Here is a 23,996-nt window from a genome sequence, read left to right on the forward strand (position 1 = left end):
GCCTGGAGGAAAGTGCGAGAAACTTTATGTGGTACAACCAGGTTTTTGTTGCAAGATTGATTTGCTAATGGAATTGATTTCTCTGTAAACTGAGATTATCGAGAAGGGAATTATTTTATTTTGGTCTCGATGAAGTAGTTGCTTCCCGAAATAATCGGGACAGGTTGTCGCATGAACGTATTACTCACCGAATGGTTTTTCAAGATCCGTGTCGCGAAAATTTAATACTCATAAATAACGAGTTTGCCTTTGATGCTGGGGGTGCAAAAAACTATTCTAGAACCCAGAATCATGAAATTTATTGGATATATTCCTAGCTATAAATAGATTTACTAGTGTACTTATCAAATTTTTTAAAGTAAATGAAACGAATATCTAACATTGGTATAGACATACCTTCTGACGAGGACAATTACATACGATTAGATAGTAATGAATCCTTGTCAGAAACAGATATAGCAATATTCTGCCCTGACTTTAGCAATACTATATATTCCAGCTATGATAGCAGTAGTTTTAATGGAAATGAGCAATACGAGGGAAAAAAATTATACAATAAAGTGTCTTCTGCAAAAATCATTGATCATACAAATCATTGGAAAAGTGAAATATTACATTTTGTGGAAAATGGTGGAATGATGATTGTTGTTCTATCCAAAATAGAGGACTTTTATATTTACACTGGGGAAAAATCTTTTACAGGAACTGGAAAAAACCAAAAAACAACTTATCACGTAATACCCTACTCGAATTATAACTTTCTACCTTTTTCTACAATTAAATTTCACTCTGCAAGCGGCAAATCAGTTTTTCCAAATAACAATATTGTAAATGATCTATACCAAAATTGTAAAGATTACCTTTCTTTTCAGACTTATATTAAAGGTGATAAAATTTCGAACATACTATTTACAACAAAAAATAAAGATCGAATATTAGGGGCATCATTACAGATAAATAAAGGAAATGTAATATTCGTTCCAGACATAAGTTTTAAAGACCTTAAACTTAGAAAGTATAATGAAAAAACTGAAAAAAGTCTTTGGACGCCTGAGGCTATCAAAGTAGGCAAAATGTTTATAAATTCTATTGTAGAAATTGACAAGGTTCTAAGAAAGTCGATGGAGAAATCCCCTAAACCAAACTGGCTTCAGAACGAATCTTTTATTTTGCAAGAATCCGAAAAAATCGCAGAGTTAATAAACACAAATAAATCTGAGATCTTAAGAAGGCAAAAGGAAATTGAAAAATTAGAACTTGGACTTGAAGAAAATGAAAGTTTAAAAGATTTATTATTTGAGACTGGCAAACCGCTTGAACAAGCGGTTATAAAAGCTTTGAAAATTCTAGGTTATAAAGCTGAAAATTATAATGACGGCACATTGGAATTAGATCAGATTATTTTGTCTCCAGAAGGCGAAAGATTTATTGGTGAATGTGAAGGAAAAGATACAAAAGACATTGATGTTTCTAAATTTAGACAGCTGCTTGATGGTTTAAATGCAGATTTTGAAAAAGAAACTGTTCAAGAAAAAGCATTTGGTTTGCTTTTTGGAAATCCACAAAGGGTTATGGACCCTGCCGAGAGGACTTTATCGTTTACAATAAAGTGTGTAACAGGAGCCAAAAGAGAAAAATTTGGATTGATTAAAACTTCCGATTTATTTATAGTTTGCCGACATATCATAGAACACAACGATAATAATTTTGCTTTAAAGTGTCGGAAGGCCATAGTAGAACAGCTTGGGCAAATTATAGAGTTTCCATTGTCATAAAAATACTTTACATGACAATTTGCAAAAGCCAGGAAAAGTGTTAGGTTGTTTTGATGCGAAGATCATATATGAAGTCTGAGATATCAAGGATTTTAATGTCAGAAGCGAGTTTGTGAAGGGGATTTAATATGTAATTATTTTCTTCGGGGATAATGGTGGAAGGAAATTGGATAACACAATGGCTGCCGGATCTCAATAGCCTGGTTCCATAGGCATGCGTGGAAGCAGGTGCAGGGTAATCTGTCCAATCACCCGGAAGAACCGAAACAGGATTTGCATAGTAATCATCCGGAATTTCAATAGTAACAATGCTCAAAGCTCTAGGTATGCTATGTATATCAATATTGACAGTATATTCTAAAACAGCCAGCGCCCTGCTTTCGGAAGTATACACACACGGAGTTCCGATTTCATTCCATCGCCCGCCATTTAACCTGGCTCCTTCCCCATTTAATAGATTTGCCCACCGCGTGGGAGAAAGTCTATATACAATCATAATTAAGAATAAACACCGTAATCAATTCTGCCGATCAGATTTTTCACTTCCTGTCTTCCAAATGAATTACCTAAAAAATCAAATGGAGGCTTTTTTCCTAAAGCTTTGTTAGGCCTGAAAATCCATTCGTTGAATTTATTTTTATCTTCGAATACCTGGTAACCATAAGAATAAATATCAATCAGGCTTACTATTTTATCACTAAGATCCTGGTTGAACTTTTCATCACCTTTTTTATTGATAAGGGTGGCTCTTGCAACATGTAAATTATCTGCAAGCTGGTCATAATCCAATTGAGCGGATGTTTTGAATAATTCCAATGTTTTTTTACTTACACCTTCTTCGATTATTGCCATTTTATCGAGGGTGGTATAGTTAAATTCGGATAATTCATTCTGGTTGAAAAACAAAAAAATTGAAAAATAATCGTTTTTTCTCTCGGGTATTCTCTTGCTTTGCTGAGAGGTTTTTTTATGTAAATAAGGAAGTTGAGCTTCTTCTATCATGGCAGCTGATGGAACCTGGGCTTCTTTAAGCACATTAACTGCAGCTTCTTTACGAGGATTTATTATATAGCTTTCCTTAGGAGAAGTGCCTTTGATCTTTCCCTTGTTTACCCTGGCCGGATGTTTAGTTTGCTTAGCCATAGTATATATTTGTACTAAATTAAGTAATTATTTATACTTAATAAAAAAATATGGGTTTTAATTGATCCCTATTCGACGTCCCATTCCCAAGGGGAAGACTGTAAGGTTATAGTGTGAGAGGTTATTTCATTACTAACTATGGGGTTAAATCTGTTGCTTCGGCAAATTTTATATGTCACTTTTTGCTTCCCGCAATTCAGCGGGATAGTTGCCCAAAAAAGAACCCCCGAGTTCCGCTGCGCTCGTCAGGGCAGGCAAAAAAGACGCGAAGGGCATACCTGATCCGCAGGCTTGCAAGGCCAAAGCACTTCGGTCATTACATTATTGGTTGGTTCATGATTATTAATATAGTTTTTCATTGCCTGAGGTAAATCTTTAAAGATTTATTTTTTTTTCGAATGATACCATGTATTCAGAACATTTGAAAAAAATATTTACATTTTGGTTTCAAATCTGTTGATTCCATTTTTGATGATGTCCGAGAAATTAATTGAGTGGGCATCGGGCAATCCAATCCCATTTAAGATAAGTCTAGAGATGTCAAAGAAAGTTTCATTTTCAATTAGCTTGACCTTATAGGCACTTCCCTTTGTGAATGATGGAATTTCAATGTCATTTTTGGGCGCAACCGGAAGATTATATAATTTAATTTTTTCCAGGTAGTCATCGCCATCAAAGAATACAAATTTTCTCCAACTGTTTATAACCTTCGCTCTAAATCCAATCTGTGTATCCATATCAAACTTATTGTCTTCCAATACCGCTTTATACTTGGAAATAAGAACCAACATTGAAAATATCAACTCCAATCCATCAATTAACTGTATGTGATTTACAAAATCCGTATCCTTTCTTCTTGTAACCGGTACTGAGCTAAGGGCTGTTGACCGCAAGTAGGATAGTTGCTGAACAGTTTCATATGGAGAATACTTGTCCAAAAGATATTCAATCGTTTTCGAGTCTTTATAGTGTTTGGGAATGCTTTTGGTATCGAATGTAAAAATGGGCATTAGAAATTTAAGATTTCCATTTGAAAATAATTCCGTCGTGGTTGACTTGTAAATGAGGTTTTTTTCATTTAGTGGTCGTATGATTAATGATCGCTCGGAACTGTAAATGCTATTGAAGCCAAGATTAAGAGGTATTACACTTTGCTCGTCGTTGCCAAGATCGAAGCTCACGTCAACATTTTGATAAAAACGCAAGGCCACGTTTTTAAAGAAATCAGAGGAATAGAAGTCTTCGAAATGATAACTATCAAAAGGTAACGGAAAGAGATAAAGTTCTAAGTAAGCCTGATCTGATTCCGATTGTCCCCTGGTTTCACCTAGTTCAAAATTGGTAAAACGTTGTATAGACTCATAATATTCATCGGTTTTTTCCTGTAGTTTTTCAAGTATGTATCTATCCCGAATTGGTTTGCTTTCATTATTCTCCCTTTGATAGATAACTCCCTGACTTGTTATGTAGGGTGGTGTGGGGCTTTCTTCCACCTGGATAATAAAAATTGATTTCCCATTATCCAATTCAATTCTTTTGAAGTGATAAAAGGGTTGAGGGCTGATATTGGAATTAATGATTTTCGCGACTTGGTCGTCGAAGTCCGGATACGCTGTCAAGCAGATCCCATCAATTGCGATAGGTTTGTTTTTATTGTCACAACTAATACCCCAAAAGATCCAGCCACCTTTTGTATTTGCAAAAGACGAAATAGATTTTGCAATTTTAATAGTATCGAGTTTGTTGGAACCAAGTTTTGGTACATCTTGTTTATATTCAATGTACCAGCCTTCACCAATTTCGGATTCCAATAACGAAAAGATATCATCGTGAGTTAATTCAACTAATTGCTTGTTTTTAAAAGGGTTATACATACGAACTCTATTTATTCTTTTGAAAAGGAATTTGGATTTTCAATCTGAATTTTAATCATATCATTCCGATGGCATTTCATGTATTTTCTCTTCCATTAAATGATAAAACTCATTCAATTCATTTGATAGTTCATCTTTAAAATGAGGGTATTTTTCCATCGTCTCATTAAGTTTCTTTAATGGGAAATGTAGTCTACAGATGTAAAACGATTTGGTTTTTTCCTTAAAAAGATTTTTGCTTTCTTTTGGCAAAAGAGAATTTTCAATACGATGTTGGATCATTTTGAAAGATTGTATGATGATCAGTAACTGATGTGCCTGGAAAAATTGCCTGAAAGTAAAGCCCAATTTGCTGAGATCAAATTCATATCTCAGTTTCCTTGTAAATTCATCCAGAGCTTCTACACCTGTAAACCGAATTTCTCTTCTAATCCGCACACCATTTTCGGTTTTTTCTTCATTAAACTTATAATACATTCCGTCTAATTCTTTTTCCATTTGAGTTATCAGCGAGTAAATTAAGTCCGTATCATTTCGTAGTCTTTGGTCTCGTATTGATTCAATTTGTTTGTTTAAAGTAAGTATTAATAACACAGTAGAGAGCAAGCCAATAATTGGAGAAGTAATACCTCCAATTGCCGAACCTATATTACCATTTGCGTCATTTGCAAGGTTAAAACCTGGTATTAACGCCGGAAGAGAGAAAATCCATATGGCCACGAAGCAAAAAAAGATTGCTACGACCATAAATACTAATACTGTTCGAGCTGTCATAATTTAGTTTTATTATAAAATTGGCTACTCAAGGTGGTAAAACAAAGTTTTCTAAGTAATTATAGATAACTGATTGAAATCGGACTAATAAGTTAATGACATGACATTGTCCCTCAATGACAACAAAAAAGGGGCTTCAAGAGTAACTCCCTTTTTGCTGTGAATCTATAAATTTGAAAAGGTATTGATTATCATAAAGTTTGAAATTAAACAGGTAGAATTCCCTTTTTTGTATTCAGCCGAATTCTTATTTTACTGTAGCTAAGTATTATGAAAAGTAGGCGTGTCAAAAATGCATCTAATGATGTTTCATTTTTTGCCTGCTATTTATTTCCTGTGGTTGTGAATAGAAAATATTGCTTTCGTAAATTTAGATATGAAGTTAGAAGTAACAGAGGAGGTTCTGAAAAGCTATTTGTTTAGATTTTTTGGCGCATTACAAAAATATCCAGAAAAATATTTGCCACTAGTCTTTCAAGAATACAACCAACCCACGAAGCATTTGGCCTATCTATGTCCTTTATGTGTGGAAAATTTCTTTTATGCAGAAAATACGGCTTGGTATTATAAAGCGCAGTTTTCTCTGGATCATTTTCCTCCTAAGAATGTAGGTGGTAAAATGAAAATGCTAATCTGCAAAGACTGCAACAATACCGCTGGCTATTCATTTGAAAGCAGCTTTAGAGATAGAGTTCTTAAGGAAGGCTATAATAGGAAAATTCCAAATATATCTATGCCTGCCATCGCTAATCTAGAGAATGTGAAGGGCTGGATGCATAGCAATGTTTTAGTAAACCAGGACATTACATTAGGACTAAAATTAAATGAGAAGGCCCTAAATAGAATTCCGAAATTGACGGAGCATCAGCATGTCACGAACAATGATGGTAAGGGTTTTAAAATGGTTATCAAAATCCAGGAAGTAAATGACAATAAAGCTGCTAAAGCAATTCTAAAGGCCGCGTATCTCTATTGTTTTGATTACTGGGGGTATGAATTTGTATTTTCACTTGCCGGGGAATTGTTCAGAAATGTACTAAATGATAAATGCGATTACCCTATTAAAGTCCCAACTCTCTGGTTTGATAACAAACCCGAAATACACAAGGGAATCAAAATTCCTACAGGTATGGTATATATCCAAAACCCAAAAGAAATTATGTCAATGTTCGTGAATATACCTGCACTAATAAAAGAAATAGATTATAAATGTATTATACCAGTTCAGATTCCCAATCCTTCCGATAGAGACTTCAGCCAACTTAAAAGGATTCAGCAATTCTTTGATGATAATCCTTCGCCTCAAGTCCATATCAGACAAATACCTTACAAGTTTAGTATGAGTTTTCCGAAGCCGTATTCTAAAACTTGGGAAGAGCTAAAAAAGTTAAATGACACCCCATGAAATGTCTCCTGGAGCGTGCCTAAGGGTGAATTCTCTATTAACTTATTATCAGACCGTTTCAACAAAAAGTGTCAATCCGTGGTCATTAACTTTGGACGGAAGAAATTATTTAAAGCACAGTTACCCCTTTAAAATATTCTTACAGTAATAAGCGGTTCTCTCTTTTGGTGCAAAAAGAAACCCCTGGTAGAGACCGGGGGTGACTGCTAAAAAGATGTATCAGAAAGTTGCAAATATGGATAGCGAATGCTGTAATAAACAAACCAACAATAGCTTATTTGTTCGAAGTATACTTTTTATTGCATGAAGCATGATTATTCTGTACAGAATCCAGGTAGCCGATATTGAAATTATTCCTGCGCAGGAGGGTTCAATAAATTGTATTGGTTCTGAGCCAGGTAGAAATAGAAAGGATCAGTGAGATTGGAACAGATCAAACCCTTTTCAATGGAAAGCTGGGTGCTAAACAAAAGATAAAAATGATATTGCATGGCGAGCAGCTTGTTGAAATAAACCGCGAGCTCCTGTTGATCTGCAGGAGGACCATAGACATTGAATTCATCCAGGATATCTTCCCGGTACATGAAGCCCGCTAACCTGTACGCAAATCCTTCCGGTTTTTCTAATTCCCCTTCTTCATTTTCATAAATCATTGCTGAGAGAGCAAACAGATGATCTTCGAAAGTGATGCCTTCCACTGAAATATCGATGATATCCAATTCTCTTTCGGGATGGGAGATCTTGTCGGCTAACTGCTCAATGACAGTTTCAGCCTGCTCCCCTGCCTGGTCAAGCAAGGTATTCAACATTCGAAAATTGGTTTCTATGGTGATGCTGGAGACCAAGCCATCAAGGAGATTGCCATAGCATCCCAGTAAGGTGACCTGGGAATGGGCATTGGAAAAAAGAATATGGGAAATGGACAGGTAGCTGGTGAATAATTTCGAGGGGAACTGGTGATTTTCAAAATCCAATTTTTCCATGGTTAGTGTTTTTGAATGGTTATGATGGCTTGCCCTTCAAGTTTTAGCTGTTCAAAATAATTTAAGACTGCTAAACGGCGGGCAAGATTAATAAGATTGTCGTTATCTTTTTGAATTATTTCACTGGTCCACAGGCCGCTGGTATAATGTTGCCATAACTGGCTATGTGCATACTCATTACTACCCGAAAGCTGGTTGATGCGGCGGCGGACGGCTTCTTTCATATGGTCTTCGGAGAGGTGAAGCTGAAGGAATTCAAAAAATTGGGGTTTAATGTATTTTGATACTGGCTGCCCCTGGAGAAAGAGATCGTAAATGAATTGAAGCTCCTGCTGCGTGTGGGTTGATTCGGGCAGGTTGGTTTCCTGTTTATCTCTGACGTTCAGGATCCATTTGCGGGCCAGTGCTTTCCATTGCCAGATGGGCGTATCGCTGATCATCCAGTTTTTGGACTGGTTGTAATAATAAAATTTCTGTGCATCCAGGATGGACATGTTTTCTTTTTGAAAGAACAATTCCACTTCTGCAAGCAATGGGATCCTGGCAACTTGTTTCGGTGCTTTATTTTTTTCCTTATCCTTTCCTTCTGCTATTATGTGTGTGTGCTGTACATTGTTTATTTCAATGTTTTCCTGTTTTATAGTGTGTCCCGCAAATGGTACCCGGCAAGTATCATTTATGGGACCAGCAAGGGCCAGATGTGGTACTTGTGCCTTTGAGAGTAATAAGGGTGTGAGTTCAGGTTCTTGAGTGCCTACTTTTGTAAAAAGATTTAATTGTTTGAAGGGTGGATTGATGCTTTTCACATCGAGCCTGATGACAGTTATGTTAACCGGGATGTATTTTGATGGTGCAGGATGATAAATGATATAACCTTTGCCATGCAATAGTTTTATACCCTTGTGATAGGTGGCCTTGGAGCCTATTTTGCTTAGCTGCATGATATTTTCTCTATACACAGGAAATGGATTACGGAATCGGTTGAAATTCCAATACTGGAAGAGGGCCAGGTAGAGACTGATGTGGAAGGGTTTGACTGAATCTTCATTTTTGATCCTGGCAAAGAAGGCATTGAGGTGGCGGATGTAGTTCACGGCACTTTCTTATTATTCCATATCCACCAGCTCTACCCTGCTACCCTGTTGCGGATGATAGGAAGGATAATAATTGATATAACCCAGTTCCTGCAAGTCGCGAATGCATTTGTGGTAGGTGGCGGTGGAAAGGATCTTGGTTTTTTTCATGATCTCGGACCGGGAGATGTTGATATGGTTTTGGTCTTCTTTCAAATGCCAATAGTGATACAGCAAAAGATAAACGGAAATATGGGTGGATTGAACCTGTTTGTGTTTGGTAATTTTATTGAGGAAGGATGATAATTGCATAAGGATAATTTGGGTGGTGAATGATTAATGCATGAGGCTTTGCGGGTTTGTATTATTTGAAAGCCTTTACCTTGTTTGCTTCGAGTATTTTATTGAGGTGCTCTGCGTCGTAGTAAATAATATTTCCAATGCGGGAATATTCTAGGGTACCGTTGATACGGAGTGTTTGCAATGTGCCGGAAGAGATCTTTAATAATTTGCGTACTTCTTCTGACTTGAGCCATTTTCTTGGTTCTGTTTTTTGATTTGCCAGGGCTTTGATTTCCTGGAGTAATTCGGTTTTAAACAGTTGCCAATCGGCCCTTGTCATGATTTCTATGGACATATGTTGTGGTTATTTAGCTGGAGAAAATCTCCTCATTTCGCACCACACCCTTCCAAAACATCCAACCTGAAATGAGGAGGGTGTAAAGATGGGGGTGTGAGCTGTGGAAAATGAGTGCTTGCTGGAGGGAAATGAGTGGGAAGAGGATAAAGGGCTCGCTGGCTCGCGGGGATTTGAACCACGGGGACACGGACGACACAGCGGATCACAGGGAGTTTTTTTGCCGCTAAGGCGCTAAGACGCGAAGGGACACGAAGGAGAAAGAATGAAGAACAATAGAACAAGGAAAGGTGAATGTCGAACAATAGAACAAGGAATATCGAATTTCGAAGGAGGTTAGGTCGGAGATACATTATGATAGCAGGGTTTTCTTAGGATGAAGGAATGAAGAACGCGAAGGTTTCTGCGCAAGCTTGAAACAGAGAGGAACCACGGGGGCAGAGCGACAGGGAGGGATACGGGAGACGGTTTTTAGTTTGTAGTTTGTGGTTGTTTAGGTTGAAGATGCATTTTGATCCCCGGCATTATTAAAGAGCCAAAAATGGTTCGCTTCGCTCACTATAAATTTTTACCACGTAGAACACATAGGAAACACATAGGCACGGAGGCAGTTTCTAGATTATAGTTTGTAGTTTTTTAGGTTTCAGATGCTTTTTGATATCAGGCATTTCTTAGGGTGAAGTTACAGGGTTCGCAGGCTCACTATAAGAAGTTTACCACATAGGCACATAGAGTGGACATAGACACATAGAAACCCTCCTCATCTCCTCCTCAAATGGGAGGGCTGTGCTTCATTTCATTGTGCTTCTTTGTGCAACTTTGTGCCTTCGTGCCTTTGTGGCTATCTCGCCGTGCATCTCTGTGCCTATCTGTCGCTGTGGTCCTAAATAGAATATTTTCCTGAATTTTTGGAAATTTTTCTTAATTTTATGGTATGGCAGTAACGGGTGTGAAACAAGCGGATAGTGGGGCGATCAAATTACTACTGAAGTATGAGCCCTATTTCAGGAATTCTATTTCCTTATTGGGTAAGGCCAAGAAGGGACTGGATGCTAAGGCTGTATTTGAATTTGTGAGCTTATCGCACCTGAGCCAGGATATGGTGGAGTCTGTGCTGAGCAAGAGCATGAAAACCTTTCAAAACTACCAGGGCAAAAAAACATTGCTGGACGCTCCTACCAGCGAAAAACTTTTAAAACTATTTGCCCTATACAATAAGGGTGCTGAAGTATTTGGCTCGGTGGATGCTTTTTCTGAATGGTTGTCGAAGCCTGCCTACGGCATTGGCAATAAAGTGCCCCAGGATATCATGGATACCATGACGGGACTGGAACTGATCAACGAGGAGCTGATGAGAATCAGTTATGGTGATCTAGCCTGATTAATAATACTGCCCGATCATTATTCAATAATCACCTTCATTTTTCACGGATTCTTATACAATAAATGGAAGTTTACAGGATTGCACTGGCGAAATATGCGAAGGGCCTGGTGGCCTCGGGAAACCCGGCGCGGTGGAATTCAAAGGATGTGAAGGTAATTTATGCTGCTTCCAGTCGATCCCTAGCCTGCCTGGAGAACGTGGTGCACAGGAATGCACTGGGTCTGCAGGAGCTTTTCAGGACCATGGTAATTGAGGTGCCTGATACCTTACCGATGACGATCATCAATAGTGAAAAACTAAAGGCTAACTGGTCTTCATACGAAAGCTTTCCCTATACGCAGGCCATGGGTGATGCCTGGGTGAAAGAATCTTCTACTGTTTTATTACAAGTGCCTTCGGCAATAATACCACAGGAATTTAATTACCTGATCAATCCTGCGCATGTAGATTTCAAGAAAATCAAATTATTGAGGACAGAGGCGTTTCGGTTTGATGATCGTTTGAAGAAATAGGAATCTGGGTGATTGTTTACGGAAGTAAACTTTGCAATGGAACTTCCAGTGCGATAGCAATGCGGGAGAACATAGATACGGTAACATTTACCTTGCCCAGTTCCATTCGATTTATCTGGCTATAATCTACTTCGATAAAATTGGCAAAGCCTTCCTGCGTGTATCCTTTTGATTTTCGGACGAGCCTGATTTTTTCTCCAATGGCTTTTAGCAAATCGTCATCCCTATAATTTGTCCTGCCTTTTTTGACTCGTTTCATATTTACAATAAAAGTTCATTTATTTTTTATCTGCAGATGGCAAAATAAATGCGATCCGGACAATTAGTCATCTTGCTCAGACAAGCAATCACCACTATTTTATAATGTATCTAACGCTTAATAGGTTTATCAGGGAAGAAATCCTTAGGACTACATTCAAGAATCAAAGCCAGGAGGTTTAAATGGCGGATGTTATAATGCGTTGAATAATTCGGGCTTTCAATTTTTCCGATAAAACCTACCGAAACATCAAGTTCATTGGCTAAATCGACTTGAGAAATTCCTTTCTCAAGCCTCTTTTCCCTGACCTTACTGATAACATACAGATCAATTTTAGATTTCATTACCCGAAGCTCTAAAATACTACATTGACTGAATAATTTACGTACAATGTCCTATTTGTGCAGAGCTTAATTGAATGCGATTGGGATAATTTTTATATTTTATAAATTTTGGCCACTTAGTAAACACTAAGTAACAGACCTGTAATATAATTTTGAGAAAGCGTTACAAAGGCTTTTGACGAAGGAAGTCCCGAGGACTGCAGTTGAATATTTTGGAGAGTTGGTTGAGATGCTGCAAATTATATTTGGTTTGATATTTTGAACTCTCCACCTGGCCAACAAACCCGGTAGATAATCCTAACTCAATAGCCAAGTCAAGCTGAGACCAGCCATTAGCCAGTCGCTTTTCTTTTACCTTGTTAATTACGTATAAGTCAATCTTTGACTTCATTGGCTTCACTTAGCAATAGCTAAGTTGCCAGAATTGTATGGGGAGCCCACTTAGTAAACACTAAGTATTTTATGAAACATAAATTGTTATACGAAAGACAACTATACGAAAACGTTGATAAGTCTCTATTAAAAGATAAATCATTGTTCATGCTTAAACTTTATTTTGAGGATAACCTCACACAAAAAGCAATAGCCGAAAGGCTAAATCAATCTTTATACAAAACAAGTAATGAAATTTCAAAGGCTATATTCGAACTAAAGAAAACTAGTAACGATCCTGAATACCTGAAGATGAGAGCGATCTATGATCGCAGAAAATAGCTTACTCCTTTTTATGTTTTCTGAGATAAGCAGTTGAATAATTAAAATGCCGCTGAAAAGCTTTCTTGAAATTGGAAACATGACCATACCCGGTTTCATAGGCAATTTCTTCCAGTGGACTGTTGGTTTCCAATAATAAATTTTTGGCATGAAGCATCCTTTCGTTTTGCACAAATTCGAAAATGGTAGTATTGAAAAGGTATTTGAACCCCTTCTTTAACTTATTGTCATTTATACCGAGTTTGCGTGCTAGCTGCATGATGGTTAAAGGATTACCAAAGTCCTTTAATAATTCTCTGGCTTCGTAAAGCCTGTCGATATCATAAGGACTTAGCTTAACCGGAGCCAAAGGATGAATATTTGAGGCCTGTTCTAATGCGGCCAGCAGCAGCTCAATAACTTTTGATTGCACATAATATTGAAGCACATTGCCTGTGTAAGGAGCATGCAGCACATGTTGCACTATGTCGATCATGGAATGAGTGAGGTAATGATCAACGTCAAAGATTGTTGTTGGTTGCTTTTTGTGCACTATTTCAAGAAAACGATGCAGCACCGGGAATTCTTTGGCCCAATGTTCCAGGAAAGCGAGCGTGAAATGAACATCGAATGTATGATACTCATTTCTACCAGCGAAGCTGGCCCTGTTAAATACAAATGGGGTGTAGGTGAGGTTATACTGGTAACACCTTACCAGCTTTTCTCCTACTCCATCCCATTGGGTAGAGAAATCATTCAAAAACTGCATGTGCAACTCGAGGACCGGGACATCTCCCCGGCCAATGAGCTCTGTGGGATGGAGGATATTATAGTTGCTGTACCAGATGGTGAACCCATCACCTTTGTATTGCTGGAAGACCATATTGCCAAAGGCTGCTTTGACTTCTACTGCGTGGGGTGCGGGAAGTATGTGACCTGTAAAACTGGAGGGCAAGGCTTCGATGATCTGCAATTCGGATGCACCTGGTGCAATGAGTTGAAATTCCATACGGTTGATTTGGTTTTGTTAAGGGATGGAATCAAAAGCAGGATGTAAAATTAAACGGATGCAGGGAATGGAAACTCCGGATAATTCCTGATTTTTTTTATGAAGATTGAACCACAGAGGCAAGGCGGCACGGAGGGGCACGGGGAATTTTGCCACGAAGGCACTAAGGCGCGAAGTAACGCGAAGAGAAGTTTTTAGTTTGAAGTTTGTAGTTGTTTAGGTTGGAGAATCTATTTGATAGCAAGCATTTCTAAGGTTGAAAGTTTTGTTCCGCTTCGCTCACTATGGATTTTTTACCACATAGGGCACAAAGGGGCACATAGGCACATAAGCAGTTTCTAGTTTGAAGTTTATAGTTTATAGTTTTTTAGGTTGAAGATGCGGTTCAATAGCTGGCATTTCTAAGGTTGAAAGCTTTGGGTTCGCGGGCTCACTATCTCTGTGTCATTGTGTCCCTGTGGTTCAAAAACATTTGCGAGCATGCGAGCTCTTGGCGATGCTTTGTTCCTTTGTGTCTTTGTGGCAGCAACAGGGAAGAGATTTGTTCATTCCTGTTCAGAGGTTATCCTGATTGCATTCATCTGATTCCTGATTGCACTCAGATAAATGTGGGGGGTGCTAATAGGTTTGCTGTACGATTTACGTATATGCACCAATCATTCACCACAACTTTTCCCAGGCTATTTTGTAAACCGCAATTGCAAAGACCGGCTTTATTTTATTCCAAGCCGGCTGCTTTGCCCAGTCCAGTCGTTTTTTATTCCCTGGACCTGGAAAAGCATCTGCCTGTTATTCACCAATGGGTAAACCTACCCTATACACAAAGGTTCTGGCAGATGGCCGGAAGTTTTGAAGAATTAGTTAAAACATACACCGATATACTCCTTAACCCGGACGCGCATTCCCTGGTGGGTTATTATGACAACAAACTTATTTGCCAGGTGGATGTTTACCGCATTGCTGCCGATGAATTAGGCATTCATTTGCCTGATGAAGGCAGCCATTGCGGCTTTCACCTGCTGATGGGTCCTAATGACAAACCTGTACATGGATTGACAGCAGCTGTGGTGCATGCTTTCTTATCCTATTATTTTTCTTTCAGGAATGCACAGAGAATCTATGGTGAGCCGGATGTGCGGAATACCAACGCCATAGCCATCCTGGAAAGAGCCAGGTTCCGGTTCCTAAAGAATGTTACGCTCTCCTACAAAACAGCAGCATTGTACTGCATGGATCGCGAAGATTTTTTCCAACACTAAATTATAATCGATGCCAAGACTACTGTCGCTGGACCTCGCGAGGGGGTTCACGGTTGCTTTTATTCCTACTATTCATTGCGTGATGCTGTATAGCAAACCTGAGGTACAACAAAGCTTTTTGGGACATGTGCTTGCTTTCATTGCCGAATGGCCGGGAGCTCAATTGCTACTATTTGTTATGGGTATGAGCATTTGCTTCTCCAGAAAAGGAACAGCTGCACAACTGGGAAGAGCATTGATACTGGTGCTAACCGGGTATGCTTTAAATGCTTTTAAATTTTTGGTACCGCTATGGATGGAAATATTGCCTGCTGATTTTTTAGCAGAATTGAATTTTGAGCATAACTGGCCGGTGGAATTTCATTTACTGATGATTGGTGATATACTGCAATGCGCGGGGATATCGCTAATGGTTCTAACCCTAATAAAACGTCTTCCGTATTCACAGGTATTTGCATTGTTCCTGGCGTATATAGTGATCTTATGTGCACCCCTGTTCTGGGACATGCACCATAAACATTTTATTCCTGATCACCTGCTCCATTTAATAGGTGGCAAACCGAATGCTGTTTTCTTTCCATTGTTTCCCTGGCTGGCCTACCCGCTGGTGGGTATGGCTGTGGGTCAATACCTGAAATCGCAATGGACCTCTGTTTTAGCCCTGACCATTACAGGCGCTTTTCTGCTGGCCAGTGGATGGGTGATGGGATTAGCAGATGTGCACTTCCCGGAGACGAGCTTCTGGAGAACCTATCCTGATAAAACAATTATGCACCTGGGGTTTGTGTTGCTATGGGTGAGCCTGTGGATGCACCTGGATGAGCCGGTGGAATTAATGATGAAACATTTACTTATGAATAAGAACAATAGAAAGTTTGAATGGCTGCAGGTGCAAATAGCGAAGCTGACAAGATTCCTCTGTTATTGCAGTAAGCATATCACCCTGATCTACCTGTTGCAATGGATTGTAATCTTTTTGTTGCTGGGACTGGTAGGTTATCATGATTTGAACATGTGCGGCACCCTGGTAATGATAGTGATGGTGAACATAGCCGTGTTTGGCGCTATGAAAATTTGGGGTAACTGAGGCTAGATTAATACTTAATAAAAATCCGGACACTATGTTTATAGATAAGAAAGTATATGATATTATTGGCATTGGCATCGGGCCGTTCAATTTGGGAATGGCAGCAATAGCGGACAGTCTGCCTCAACTCTCCTGCCTGTTTTTTGACCAGTCCAGGGAATTTGTATGGCATGAAGGTATGCTGCTTCCCAATGCGCGTCTGCAGGTACCCTTCTATGCCGACCTGGTAACAGTAATTGATCCCTGCAGCTGGTATTCCTACCTTAATTACCTGAGAGAAAAGAAAAGGCTATTCAGGTTTGCGATTCATGAAAATAATTTTGTTACCCGCCGTGAGTATAATGATTATTGCCGTTGGGTGGCAGGCCAACTGGACTCATTACGATTCAATCACAAGGTGGCAGATGTGCATTATGATCCGCGGGAAGATATTTATTGTGTGATGGTGCATAACCTGTATTCAGAGACGCTGGAATTTTATTATTGCAAACACCTGGTAATTGGTATTGGTACGGTTCCGTATATTCCAGAATGCATCCGTGACCATGGACATGATTCCATTGTACATTCTTCAGCCTACCTGAAGCGAAAAGAGGGATTATTGACCAAAGGATCCATAACAGTAGTGGGCAGTGGACAGAGCGCTGCTGAAGTGTTTTATGACCTGCTTTCCTATACCGATTCATTGCAATCGCTGAACTGGATGACCAGGAGTATGCGCTTCTACCCTATGGAATATAGCAAGCTGACCCTGGAGATGACCTCGCTGGATTATATTGATCATTTTTATTCCTTGCCAGGTGCAAAAAAGAAAAAAGTATTGAGTCAGCAGGATGTTCTTTACAAGGGCATTAACAGCTCGCTGATCAACGAAATTTATGACCTTCTTTATTTGAAAGGATTGGAAAACGCCGACTGTTCAATTGGTTTGAAAACTAACAGTGAGCTGCTTGGTTATAACATTACCGGCGAAAATATTTCACTCCAGTTTTTGGATACAGAGGTGGAGCAATCATTTCAAATGGACACGAGTGCGGTTATTTTGGCCACAGGCTACCGGCCAGGCGTGCCTACCTTTCTTGAATCCATCAAGGATCAACTGAACCGGGATGAGGATCAACTGGACATCAGCAGGGAGTATGCTATTGATGTGAGGGGCAAGAGAATATTTGTGCAGAATGCTGAATTGCATAGCCATGGCTTTTGTGCGCCGGACCTGGGGATGGGTCCTTACCGGAATGCTACAATATTGAACAAGATATTGGGTTATGAGCATTTTGCCCTGGAAAGAGGTGTGGCATTTCAAGAATTTGGAATTAAAAATTAATTTAGAGAACATGACCTTAAAGATTTCCTTACATGGCCAGGAGTTGGATGGGGTGTTAGTGGATCCTGTGCGGATGAAAGAGAAGAATTATATCCAGGAACTGGTGGATGAATTGAAATCAAGCTATGCGGCGGAGATAGACAGGGCCTTCCCTGTGGAACCGGAGTTTTATATAGAGGGGGTTGAGTCGGGCATGAATGGGAGGAAGTAAGTATTTTATTTAGGATAGGTAATATTATTTCATAAGCAGTATTGTTATTTCTAAAAGCAATTAAAAATTACTAGCTGATCTGAGGAATGCTATTCAATATTGAAGCATTTTTGGATAATAAATATTGAAGTTGGACAACTTTCGACTGAATCCAATGAATTTTATTTACATCATAATCAATTTTTTGAGGATAGATGGACAATTGTGTACGATTCCAATATTTATTCCAGTATATCTTACAGTTGTTCAAAACCTCATTTAATTCAGTTTCCATTGATTCTTTTAAACATTCAATTAAGTGATTGTTGGTGTTATAAAAAACCACCTGTATAACACCTCCTACTCTAAGTTCAATACCACGAAAAAGCCAATTTTCAATCACTACCATTTCAAGTTCTTCAATCATAGTTGGAATAACCTCATAATTCTTATAAGTGTTTTTAAAATCTAGCCATATAGCATTTAAAACCGGACCAAGAGATTTTCTTTCATATTTAGGGGGAACATATAATGTGCAGGTTACAATCTCATTTAAGGATATTCGTTCAGCATGATCTATAATAAACTCGGCTTCCATTTTTGCATCCTTATATAACTTCATATCGTCTTCAGTTTCAGCATTAATCAAAACACCCATTTCATTATTACGTTCTGATGCTTCATACATATTCATGGAACCTATTATCATATAAGATTCGTTATAGTAGCACTTCGCATGTAAATGTTCAAAATATCTTAGGTCAAGGTTCTTTAATCTAGTCAGAAAATTTTCTTCGTATGGGTTAAGAATACATTTTCCAAAAACAAGAGTAGTTTTTCTGCCGTTAGCATCTATCCGTGTTAACGATTCAGCAAATGAATCATTTATCTGGATAAAGGGGCTTATGAGTACTAGTTCTTTTTTTGAATTGGAAATAATGGTTGAAATGCTTTGGATGATTTGCTGGGTATTGAGAAAGGAAGCCATTTTTTGGGAAAGGTTTTTTAGATGGAGTTTTAGTTATAATCGTAAGCATTAAATAACTGCGTTAAACTAATTCATTTGGTTTTAGAATCATAGATGGTAATTGGAAAGTTTGGGATGAGTTGCCTTCGGCAAAGTTTTATTAATTCCACTTTTTGCTTGTCCAAAAAGTGGAGCAAAAAGGACACCGCTGCCATAAATGCTCCGCATATGCAGCGGGGGCCGGCGCACAAGGGTCAGTACTACTGGTTGGGAGTTACACTATGATTACGGTTTTTCATTTACAGATGCAATTTTCCTACTTGTAGCTCAAGGCCTTTAATCGTAGACGTGATATGCGCAGAGTCTGAAGGCGCTGAATTGCGGACGGTGCACTGGCGATGAAAGGTAGAGGGATCGAATACCCGCAATGAGGCGCTGCAGGCAGTCCTTAGATCGAAGTTTTTTTGCCTTGTCGTAAAATTGGGATTATTAGAGGGCTTCGTAGAGGGAGATTGCTTCCTCGCAATGACGTTTCACTCACCGAATGGTTTTTCAAGCTCCTCGCAATGACGATAAGTTGAGCGCTTGCAGTCAAGACCGGAAGGATTCTTTTACCACATAGAACACAGAGGGAAATTCATAAGCACATAGAAGGCTTCGTAGAGGGAGATTGCTTCCTCGCAATTGCATGGTCTTAACCTAATGCTTTATCACGCTCTTCGCAATGACGGTGAGTTTGAGGGGTGCAATGACGGTGAGTTGAGCGATCAATGACGGGTAGGATAATAGGCACGAGTATTTATCCTTTGTGCTTCTTTGTGTCTTGGTGTCTTTATGGCCATTCACTCTGTGCATCAATGTGTCGTAATGTATCCGTGGTTCAAATCTTGCAAGCCTGCGCAGCAGATCTTAGCGTTCCTTGGCGCCTTAGTGCCTTTGCGGCGTTCATCCGTTTTTAGGGAAAGGGTACGGATAAACGGCCATTCGATATCAACAGGATCAGGATCGTTGGTTTTTCATAAGAAAGAATAGCGGCTGGTGAATTCACGGATGCTGGATCTTATAGTCTGCTTGTGAGAACTTCTTTATCAGGCCGTTTTTTGTTTTAATTGTTGTTGCGGATTCAAAATAGATACGCAGGCCCCAATGACCGTATCCATTTCTTTCAAAGTATTTTCCGGTGAAAAAGAAAAACGTACTGTTACATAATCATTGTGCTTACCCAATTCGCGCATGACATGCGAAGCAGCTCCACTGCTACAGGCCGAACCTCCCGAGGCACAGATGCCTTTCATATCCAGATTTAAAAGAAGCATTTCTGAGTCTTCATTGCGGGGGAAGTTGACCGATAACACCGTATATAGTGTGTCATTCACTGGTCCATTAAATTGAATGCCGGGAATATGGTCTCTTAGTTGCTGGGCCAGGTAATTTTTTAACCGCAGTATGTACTTTTTATTTTCCTCATACCCGGCCATGGCGAGCTCCAGGGCTTTGGCAAAACCTACAATGCCTGCTACATTTTCCGTGCCGGCGCGATTGCCCCTCTCCTGTGCTCCACCCAGCAATAATGGTCTGAAACTGGTTTCTTTATCTTTTATATATAAAAGGCCAACGCCTTTGGGACCACCAAACTTATGGGCTGCGGCAGACAGATAATGCATACCCAATTCTTCCAGGTTGAGTGGGTAATGACCCACGGTTTGTACAGCATCGCAATGAAAAATGGCATCGTAGCGAAGGCAGAGATCCGCCACCCTTTTGGTGTCCAGTAATATACCTGTTTCATTATTGGCCCCCATTAAGGTGACGAAACATTTTCTGCCCACTTTATCAAACTGTATCAACTGATCTTCGAGGTTATTGTAATATACGCCGCCTTCATTGGTTAAGGATACGAGTGAGGAGCTTATTCCTACATTGTCGCTCCAGTGCTCAAATGGATGCAATACCGCGTGATGCTCCAGCGGCGAGGTAATAAGGTGATTGCACCCATCATCCCTGACAGCTGCCGTGATGGCTGTGTTACTGGACTCAGTGCCTCCCGAAGTGAATACAATGGTTCCAGGCTTCACACCCAGCAATCCGGCCACTTTTTTACGGCTTTCCTCAATGGCAATCCTGGCTTCACGTCCGTAAAAATGCGTGGAGGAAGGATTGCCGTAACAATGCGAGAGGAAAGGCAACATGGCATGAAGTACTTCGGGATGTGTACGGGTAGTGGCGGCGTTATCGAGATAGATCTGGTTCATACAATAAGATTAATGGACTTTAAACAACATCAAGGGCAGGATAATAGTAATGACGGTTGGCTTAATCATTAGTACTACAAGTGGAGGAAAAAATATCCGTAAAATACCGGATATGCTGTTGAGTTGTAGCTGCCTACATTTACAAGCTATAATCTATAAACTTAAGTACCATGCCGGACCGAATATTGAATGATGACTGGTCGGAATATGACCAGAAGAAGAAAATATATACTGACCGATTCTTTTTTTCCTGTGATGAGCACTGGGAAGTGGATTACCTGGTGAAAATGATAAAGAAACATTTTCCGGGTAAGATGGAGAGCAGCATCAGGGCTGCGATTGCTTCCTGCTGCTGGCAGATGTCGGCGCCAAGGCCGAGAGAGGCGTTTGTACGGTGCGTGGTGAGGAAATTATGAGGGGCTGCCGCCGGGGTTAATTGTTTAATAGTGATTTTTATATAGGTGTAGTTTTTTTGCCTTCGGCAAGTTTTGTTTGTCACTTTCTTTGCTTGCCCAAAGAAAGTAACCAAAGAAAAGGCACGCTGACATAAACGCTCCGCGTATGCAGCGGGGCCAGCGCACAACGGTCTTTACTACTGGTTGGTAGATTCAATACGACTACAATCTTACCTTGACTGTGTTTGCCTCACTACGAAGTAGAACGTTATTTAGATCGATCACGTGATATGCGCAGATGCTGAAGGCGCTGAATTGCGGACATTACGGTAACGATAAAAGCCGGAGGAATCGAATATCCGCAATGAGGCGCTGCAGGCAGTCTTTAGATCGAGATGTTTTTATGTTGTCGTCGCCTGGGGAAAGAGGTATCTTAAATGATATGGATCGGTGTAAGGTGCAATAGTTTTTATTGCCTTCGGCAAGTTTATTGTCCATTTCTTTTAGCTCGAAGGTTTATATTTTTTATTTGCCTCGCTGAGGTGCTTCGCAGTTGCTCGCCCAAAAAGTGGAGCCCCGAGTTCCACTGCGCTCGTCGGGGCAGGCAAAAAGACGCGCAGGGCATCCCGCAATGGCGGGACTCCGCGTATGCCTGCGGGGCCAACGCACAACGGTCTTTACTACAGAATACTTCAGTCATTATGATTTCAACCTTTCATTTACAGTTGCAGCTTCATTACAAATAGTACAAGGCTTTAAAGCGAAGACGTGATATGCGCGGAGGGTGAATCCTCCTTCGCTTCGCTACGGCGGACAAAGGGCGCTGAATTGCGGAGGGTGCGGTAAAAGATAAGCAGCGCAGGAATCGAATACCCGCAATGAGGCGCTGCAGACACGCTTTAGATCGGAGAGTTTTTTAGGTTGTCGTTAAAATTGAGGTGATAATAACACTTCGTAGAGGGAGATTGCTTCCTCGCCTAACGTTTTCACTCACCGAATGGCTTTTCCAGCTCATCGCAATGACAGCTATAGTTAAGGATCTCGAAATGAGGCGCTGGACGTGGATTTTAATTTGGATAATTTTTGAATAGTCGTAGCCCTGGATGTTTTTTTACCACTTAGACACATAGAGTGGACATAGGCACATAGAATGCTTCGTAGAGGGGGATTATCGAGAAGGCTATTATTTTATTTTGGTCTAGATGAAATTGTTGCTTCCCGCAATAAGTGGGACAGGTTGTCGCAAGAATCGGGACTGGTGTCGCAAAATGGTACTACTTACCGAATCGTTTTTCTAGCTCCGCGCAATGACGTTCTACCATAAGTGACGTTCTTCGTAAAGGGAGATTGCTTCCTCGCAGCGGCGTAGTTTTCACCGAAAGCTTTATCACGCTCATCGCAATGACGGAAGAGAAAAGGAGGCGCAATGACGTACAATTTAATGGATGCAATGACGGGGTAAAAATGAGGCTTCGTAGAAGGAGATTGCTTCCTCGCATTGACATTATTACTCACCGAATGGTTTTTCTCGCTCATCGCAATGACGGAAGAGAAAAGGAGGCGCAATGACGTACAATTTAATGGATGCAATGACGGGGTAAAAATGAGGCTTCGTAGAAGGAGATTGCTTCCTCGCATTGACATTATTACTCACCGAATGGTTTTTCTCGCTCATCGCAATGACGGAAGAGAAAAGGAGGCGCAATGACGTTCAATTTAATGGCCGCAATGACGGGGTAAAAATAGGCTTCGTAGAAGGAGATTGCTTCCTCGCATGGACGTAGTTTTCACCGAAAGCTTTATCACGCTCATCGCAATGACGAAAGAGAAAAGGAGGCGCAATGACGTACAATTTAATGGCCGCAATGACGGGGTAAAAATGAGGCTTCGTAGAGGGAGATTGCTTCGTAATCGTACGGCGAACGACAGGGGGTTAACCTATTGCCCACCATGTTTGGTTAAATAATTTTGTTTTAAAAGACTTCTAATTATGGATTACTGCGCTATGCGGCTGTTCCAGTACTGCGGAAGTAAATCTTCGATCCTGGATGCAGGGTGCGTTGGCATTAACTTGATCACACTCTTTAGCCAATTGTATGGATCGATATTCTGAAGCTTGCAGGTTGCAAGCAGTGAGTAGATCATCGCAGCATTCTGTGCAGCTTCATGTGAACCGGCAAACATGTAATTCTTTCTTCCAAGCGCTATAGGACGGATAGACCTTTCAATAAGATTGGTATCTATTTCCAACATGCCATAGTGCAGGAACCTGGAAAGTTCTTCTTCTCTTGCGCAGAAGTAACCAAGTGCTGTTTTAATCGGCGATTTCTTCTCATCGCTTCGTAAATTGATCAACTGATCCTTACACCACGATGCAAGTTCATTAAACACCGGCACTGATTTCTCTTTTCTTATCTCTAGTCGCTGATCAAAGTTTAGCTCTTGCTCCCTGCAATGCTTTTCTACCGCATATAGCTTACGATATTGCTCCAGTACATACTGAGCTTTCTCAGAAGAAGTAAATAAAGCTTGCTCGAACTTTCTCCTTGCATGGGCGTTGCAATTAGCATGTACAATGTCATTACGCATTGCAAAGTGATCATATACGCCGAAGCCATCTGTGTGAAGTATGCCCCTGAACTTATCAAGCATTG

The 23,996-nt window shown here is 40.0% G+C and carries 25 protein-coding genes; 10 read left to right on the top strand and 15 right to left on the bottom strand.

The features are described 5' to 3' along the window. Positions 1–362: 362 nt before the first annotated feature. Entirely contained in the window at positions 363–1,775 is a 1,413-nt protein-coding gene (locus BP74_RS19525) for a hypothetical protein (protein ID WP_496376845.1), read from the top strand. A 40-nt stretch (positions 1,776–1,815) separates the two neighbouring features. On the opposite strand, the gene BP74_RS19530 is transcribed toward BP74_RS19525, so the two are convergent. The 4 genes from BP74_RS19530 to BP74_RS19545 all read right to left on the bottom strand — a co-directional run bounded on the left by BP74_RS19530 (position 1,816) and on the right by BP74_RS19545 (position 5,566). Continuing rightward, positions 1,816–2,271, bottom strand: coding sequence for an RES family NAD+ phosphorylase (locus tag BP74_RS19530; protein ID WP_496376847.1), 456 nt, complete (start codon positions 2,269–2,271; stop codon positions 1,816–1,818). A gap of 2 nt (positions 2,272–2,273) precedes the next feature. Further along, complete coding sequence (locus tag BP74_RS19535) at positions 2,274–2,918, bottom strand: Xre family toxin-antitoxin system antitoxin (protein WP_496376849.1); 645 nt, start codon at positions 2,916–2,918, stop codon at positions 2,274–2,276. Between the two features lie 434 nt (positions 2,919–3,352). Then, positions 3,353–4,792 carry an AlbA family DNA-binding domain-containing protein gene (locus BP74_RS19540; RefSeq protein WP_496376851.1) on the bottom strand — a complete coding sequence of 480 codons (1,440 nt, stop codon included), beginning with the start codon at positions 4,790–4,792 and terminating at the stop codon, positions 3,353–3,355. 60 nt (positions 4,793–4,852) lie between these two features. Then, a complete protein-coding gene (locus BP74_RS19545) occupies positions 4,853–5,566 on the bottom strand; it encodes a hypothetical protein (protein WP_496376853.1) in 714 nt (237 codons plus the stop codon). Between the two features lie 376 nt (positions 5,567–5,942). On the opposite strand from BP74_RS19545, the gene BP74_RS19550 reads away from it, so the two are divergent. Next, positions 5,943–6,971, top strand: coding sequence for a hypothetical protein (locus BP74_RS19550; protein ID WP_496376855.1), 1,029 nt, complete (start codon positions 5,943–5,945; stop codon positions 6,969–6,971). Between the two features lie 350 nt (positions 6,972–7,321). On the opposite strand, the gene BP74_RS19555 is transcribed toward BP74_RS19550, so the two are convergent. The 4 genes from BP74_RS19555 to BP74_RS19570 are packed head-to-tail and all read right to left on the bottom strand — an operon-like array spanning position 7,322 to position 9,664. After that, positions 7,322–7,954: a hypothetical protein gene (locus tag BP74_RS19555; RefSeq protein ID WP_496376857.1), complete on the bottom strand. Its 633-nt coding sequence runs from the start codon at positions 7,952–7,954 to the stop codon at positions 7,322–7,324. Positions 7,955–7,956: 2 nt separating this feature from the next. Then, positions 7,957–9,048 (bottom strand): hypothetical protein, encoded by a 1,092-nt coding sequence (locus BP74_RS19560; RefSeq protein WP_496376859.1) that lies wholly within the window; start codon positions 9,046–9,048, stop codon positions 7,957–7,959. A gap of 12 nt (positions 9,049–9,060) precedes the next feature. Further along, entirely contained in the window at positions 9,061–9,339 is a 279-nt protein-coding gene (locus BP74_RS19565) for a hypothetical protein (RefSeq protein ID WP_496376861.1), read from the bottom strand. A 52-nt stretch (positions 9,340–9,391) separates the two neighbouring features. Beyond that, on the bottom strand, positions 9,392–9,664 hold the full coding sequence (locus BP74_RS19570) for a helix-turn-helix domain-containing protein (protein WP_496376863.1): 273 nt from the start codon (positions 9,662–9,664) through the stop codon (positions 9,392–9,394). A gap of 934 nt (positions 9,665–10,598) precedes the next feature. Here BP74_RS19570 and BP74_RS19575 point away from each other — a divergent pair. Then, positions 10,599–11,045, top strand: a complete 447-nt coding sequence (locus BP74_RS19575) for an Xre family toxin-antitoxin system antitoxin (protein ID WP_496376865.1) — start codon at positions 10,599–10,601, stop codon at positions 11,043–11,045. Positions 11,046–11,110: 65 nt separating this feature from the next. Beyond that, the gene (locus tag BP74_RS19580; protein WP_496376867.1) at positions 11,111–11,560 is read left to right on the top strand and encodes an RES family NAD+ phosphorylase; all 450 of its coding nucleotides are present in this window, start codon (positions 11,111–11,113) and stop codon (positions 11,558–11,560) included. A gap of 16 nt (positions 11,561–11,576) precedes the next feature. Here the strand turns inward: BP74_RS19580 and BP74_RS19585 are convergent, their stop codons facing one another. From BP74_RS19585 to BP74_RS19595, 3 genes are all read right to left on the bottom strand, one after another. Continuing rightward, positions 11,577–11,819 (bottom strand): helix-turn-helix domain-containing protein, encoded by a 243-nt coding sequence (locus BP74_RS19585; RefSeq protein ID WP_496376869.1) that lies wholly within the window; start codon positions 11,817–11,819, stop codon positions 11,577–11,579. 110 nt (positions 11,820–11,929) lie between these two features. Further along, positions 11,930–12,163, bottom strand: coding sequence for a helix-turn-helix domain-containing protein (locus tag BP74_RS19590; protein WP_496376871.1), 234 nt, complete (start codon positions 12,161–12,163; stop codon positions 11,930–11,932). 163 nt (positions 12,164–12,326) lie between these two features. Then, a complete protein-coding gene (locus tag BP74_RS19595) occupies positions 12,327–12,554 on the bottom strand; it encodes a helix-turn-helix domain-containing protein (protein WP_496376873.1) in 228 nt (75 codons plus the stop codon). Positions 12,555–12,703: 149 nt separating this feature from the next. Here BP74_RS19595 and BP74_RS19600 point away from each other — a divergent pair, with 149 nt between their 5' ends. Next, positions 12,704–12,877: a hypothetical protein gene (locus BP74_RS19600; protein ID WP_496376875.1), complete on the top strand. Its 174-nt coding sequence runs from the start codon at positions 12,704–12,706 to the stop codon at positions 12,875–12,877. A gap of 1 nt (position 12,878) precedes the next feature. Here BP74_RS19600 and BP74_RS19605 read toward each other — a convergent pair whose 3' ends face one another. Then, positions 12,879–13,865, bottom strand: a complete 987-nt coding sequence (locus BP74_RS19605; RefSeq protein WP_496376877.1) for a helix-turn-helix transcriptional regulator — start codon at positions 13,863–13,865, stop codon at positions 12,879–12,881. Between the two features lie 737 nt (positions 13,866–14,602). On the opposite strand from BP74_RS19605, the gene BP74_RS19610 reads away from it, so the two are divergent. The 4 genes from BP74_RS19610 to BP74_RS19625 are packed head-to-tail and all read left to right on the top strand — an operon-like array spanning position 14,603 to position 17,749. Beyond that, positions 14,603–15,124: a GNAT family N-acetyltransferase gene (locus tag BP74_RS19610; RefSeq protein ID WP_496376879.1), complete on the top strand. Its 522-nt coding sequence runs from the start codon at positions 14,603–14,605 to the stop codon at positions 15,122–15,124. 10 nt (positions 15,125–15,134) lie between these two features. Further along, a complete protein-coding gene (locus BP74_RS19615) occupies positions 15,135–16,211 on the top strand; it encodes a heparan-alpha-glucosaminide N-acetyltransferase domain-containing protein (protein WP_496376881.1) in 1,077 nt (358 codons plus the stop codon). A gap of 34 nt (positions 16,212–16,245) precedes the next feature. Continuing rightward, positions 16,246–17,538, top strand: coding sequence for a lysine N(6)-hydroxylase/L-ornithine N(5)-oxygenase family protein (locus BP74_RS19620; RefSeq protein WP_496376883.1), 1,293 nt, complete (start codon positions 16,246–16,248; stop codon positions 17,536–17,538). Between the two features lie 10 nt (positions 17,539–17,548). Continuing rightward, entirely contained in the window at positions 17,549–17,749 is a 201-nt protein-coding gene (locus BP74_RS19625; RefSeq protein ID WP_496376885.1) for a hypothetical protein, read from the top strand. 70 nt (positions 17,750–17,819) lie between these two features. On the opposite strand, the gene BP74_RS19630 is transcribed toward BP74_RS19625, so the two are convergent. After that, positions 17,820–18,716, bottom strand: coding sequence for a phospholipase D-like domain-containing protein (locus BP74_RS19630; RefSeq protein WP_496376887.1), 897 nt, complete (start codon positions 18,714–18,716; stop codon positions 17,820–17,822). A 1,067-nt stretch (positions 18,717–19,783) separates the two neighbouring features. Then, positions 19,784–20,947, bottom strand: coding sequence for a cysteine desulfurase family protein (locus BP74_RS19635; RefSeq protein ID WP_496376889.1), 1,164 nt, complete (start codon positions 20,945–20,947; stop codon positions 19,784–19,786). A gap of 170 nt (positions 20,948–21,117) precedes the next feature. On the opposite strand from BP74_RS19635, the gene BP74_RS19640 reads away from it, so the two are divergent. Beyond that, complete coding sequence (locus BP74_RS19640; RefSeq protein WP_496376891.1) at positions 21,118–21,363, top strand: hypothetical protein; 246 nt, start codon at positions 21,118–21,120, stop codon at positions 21,361–21,363. Positions 21,364–23,337: 1,974 nt separating this feature from the next. Here BP74_RS19640 and tnpC read toward each other — a convergent pair. Beyond that, the coding region (tnpC, locus tag BP74_RS19645; protein WP_496376893.1) for an IS66 family transposase at positions 23,338–23,996 on the bottom strand (659 nt) is incomplete at its 5' end.

The sequence above is a fragment of the Flavisolibacter ginsengiterrae DSM 18136 genome (assembly GCF_059568575.1).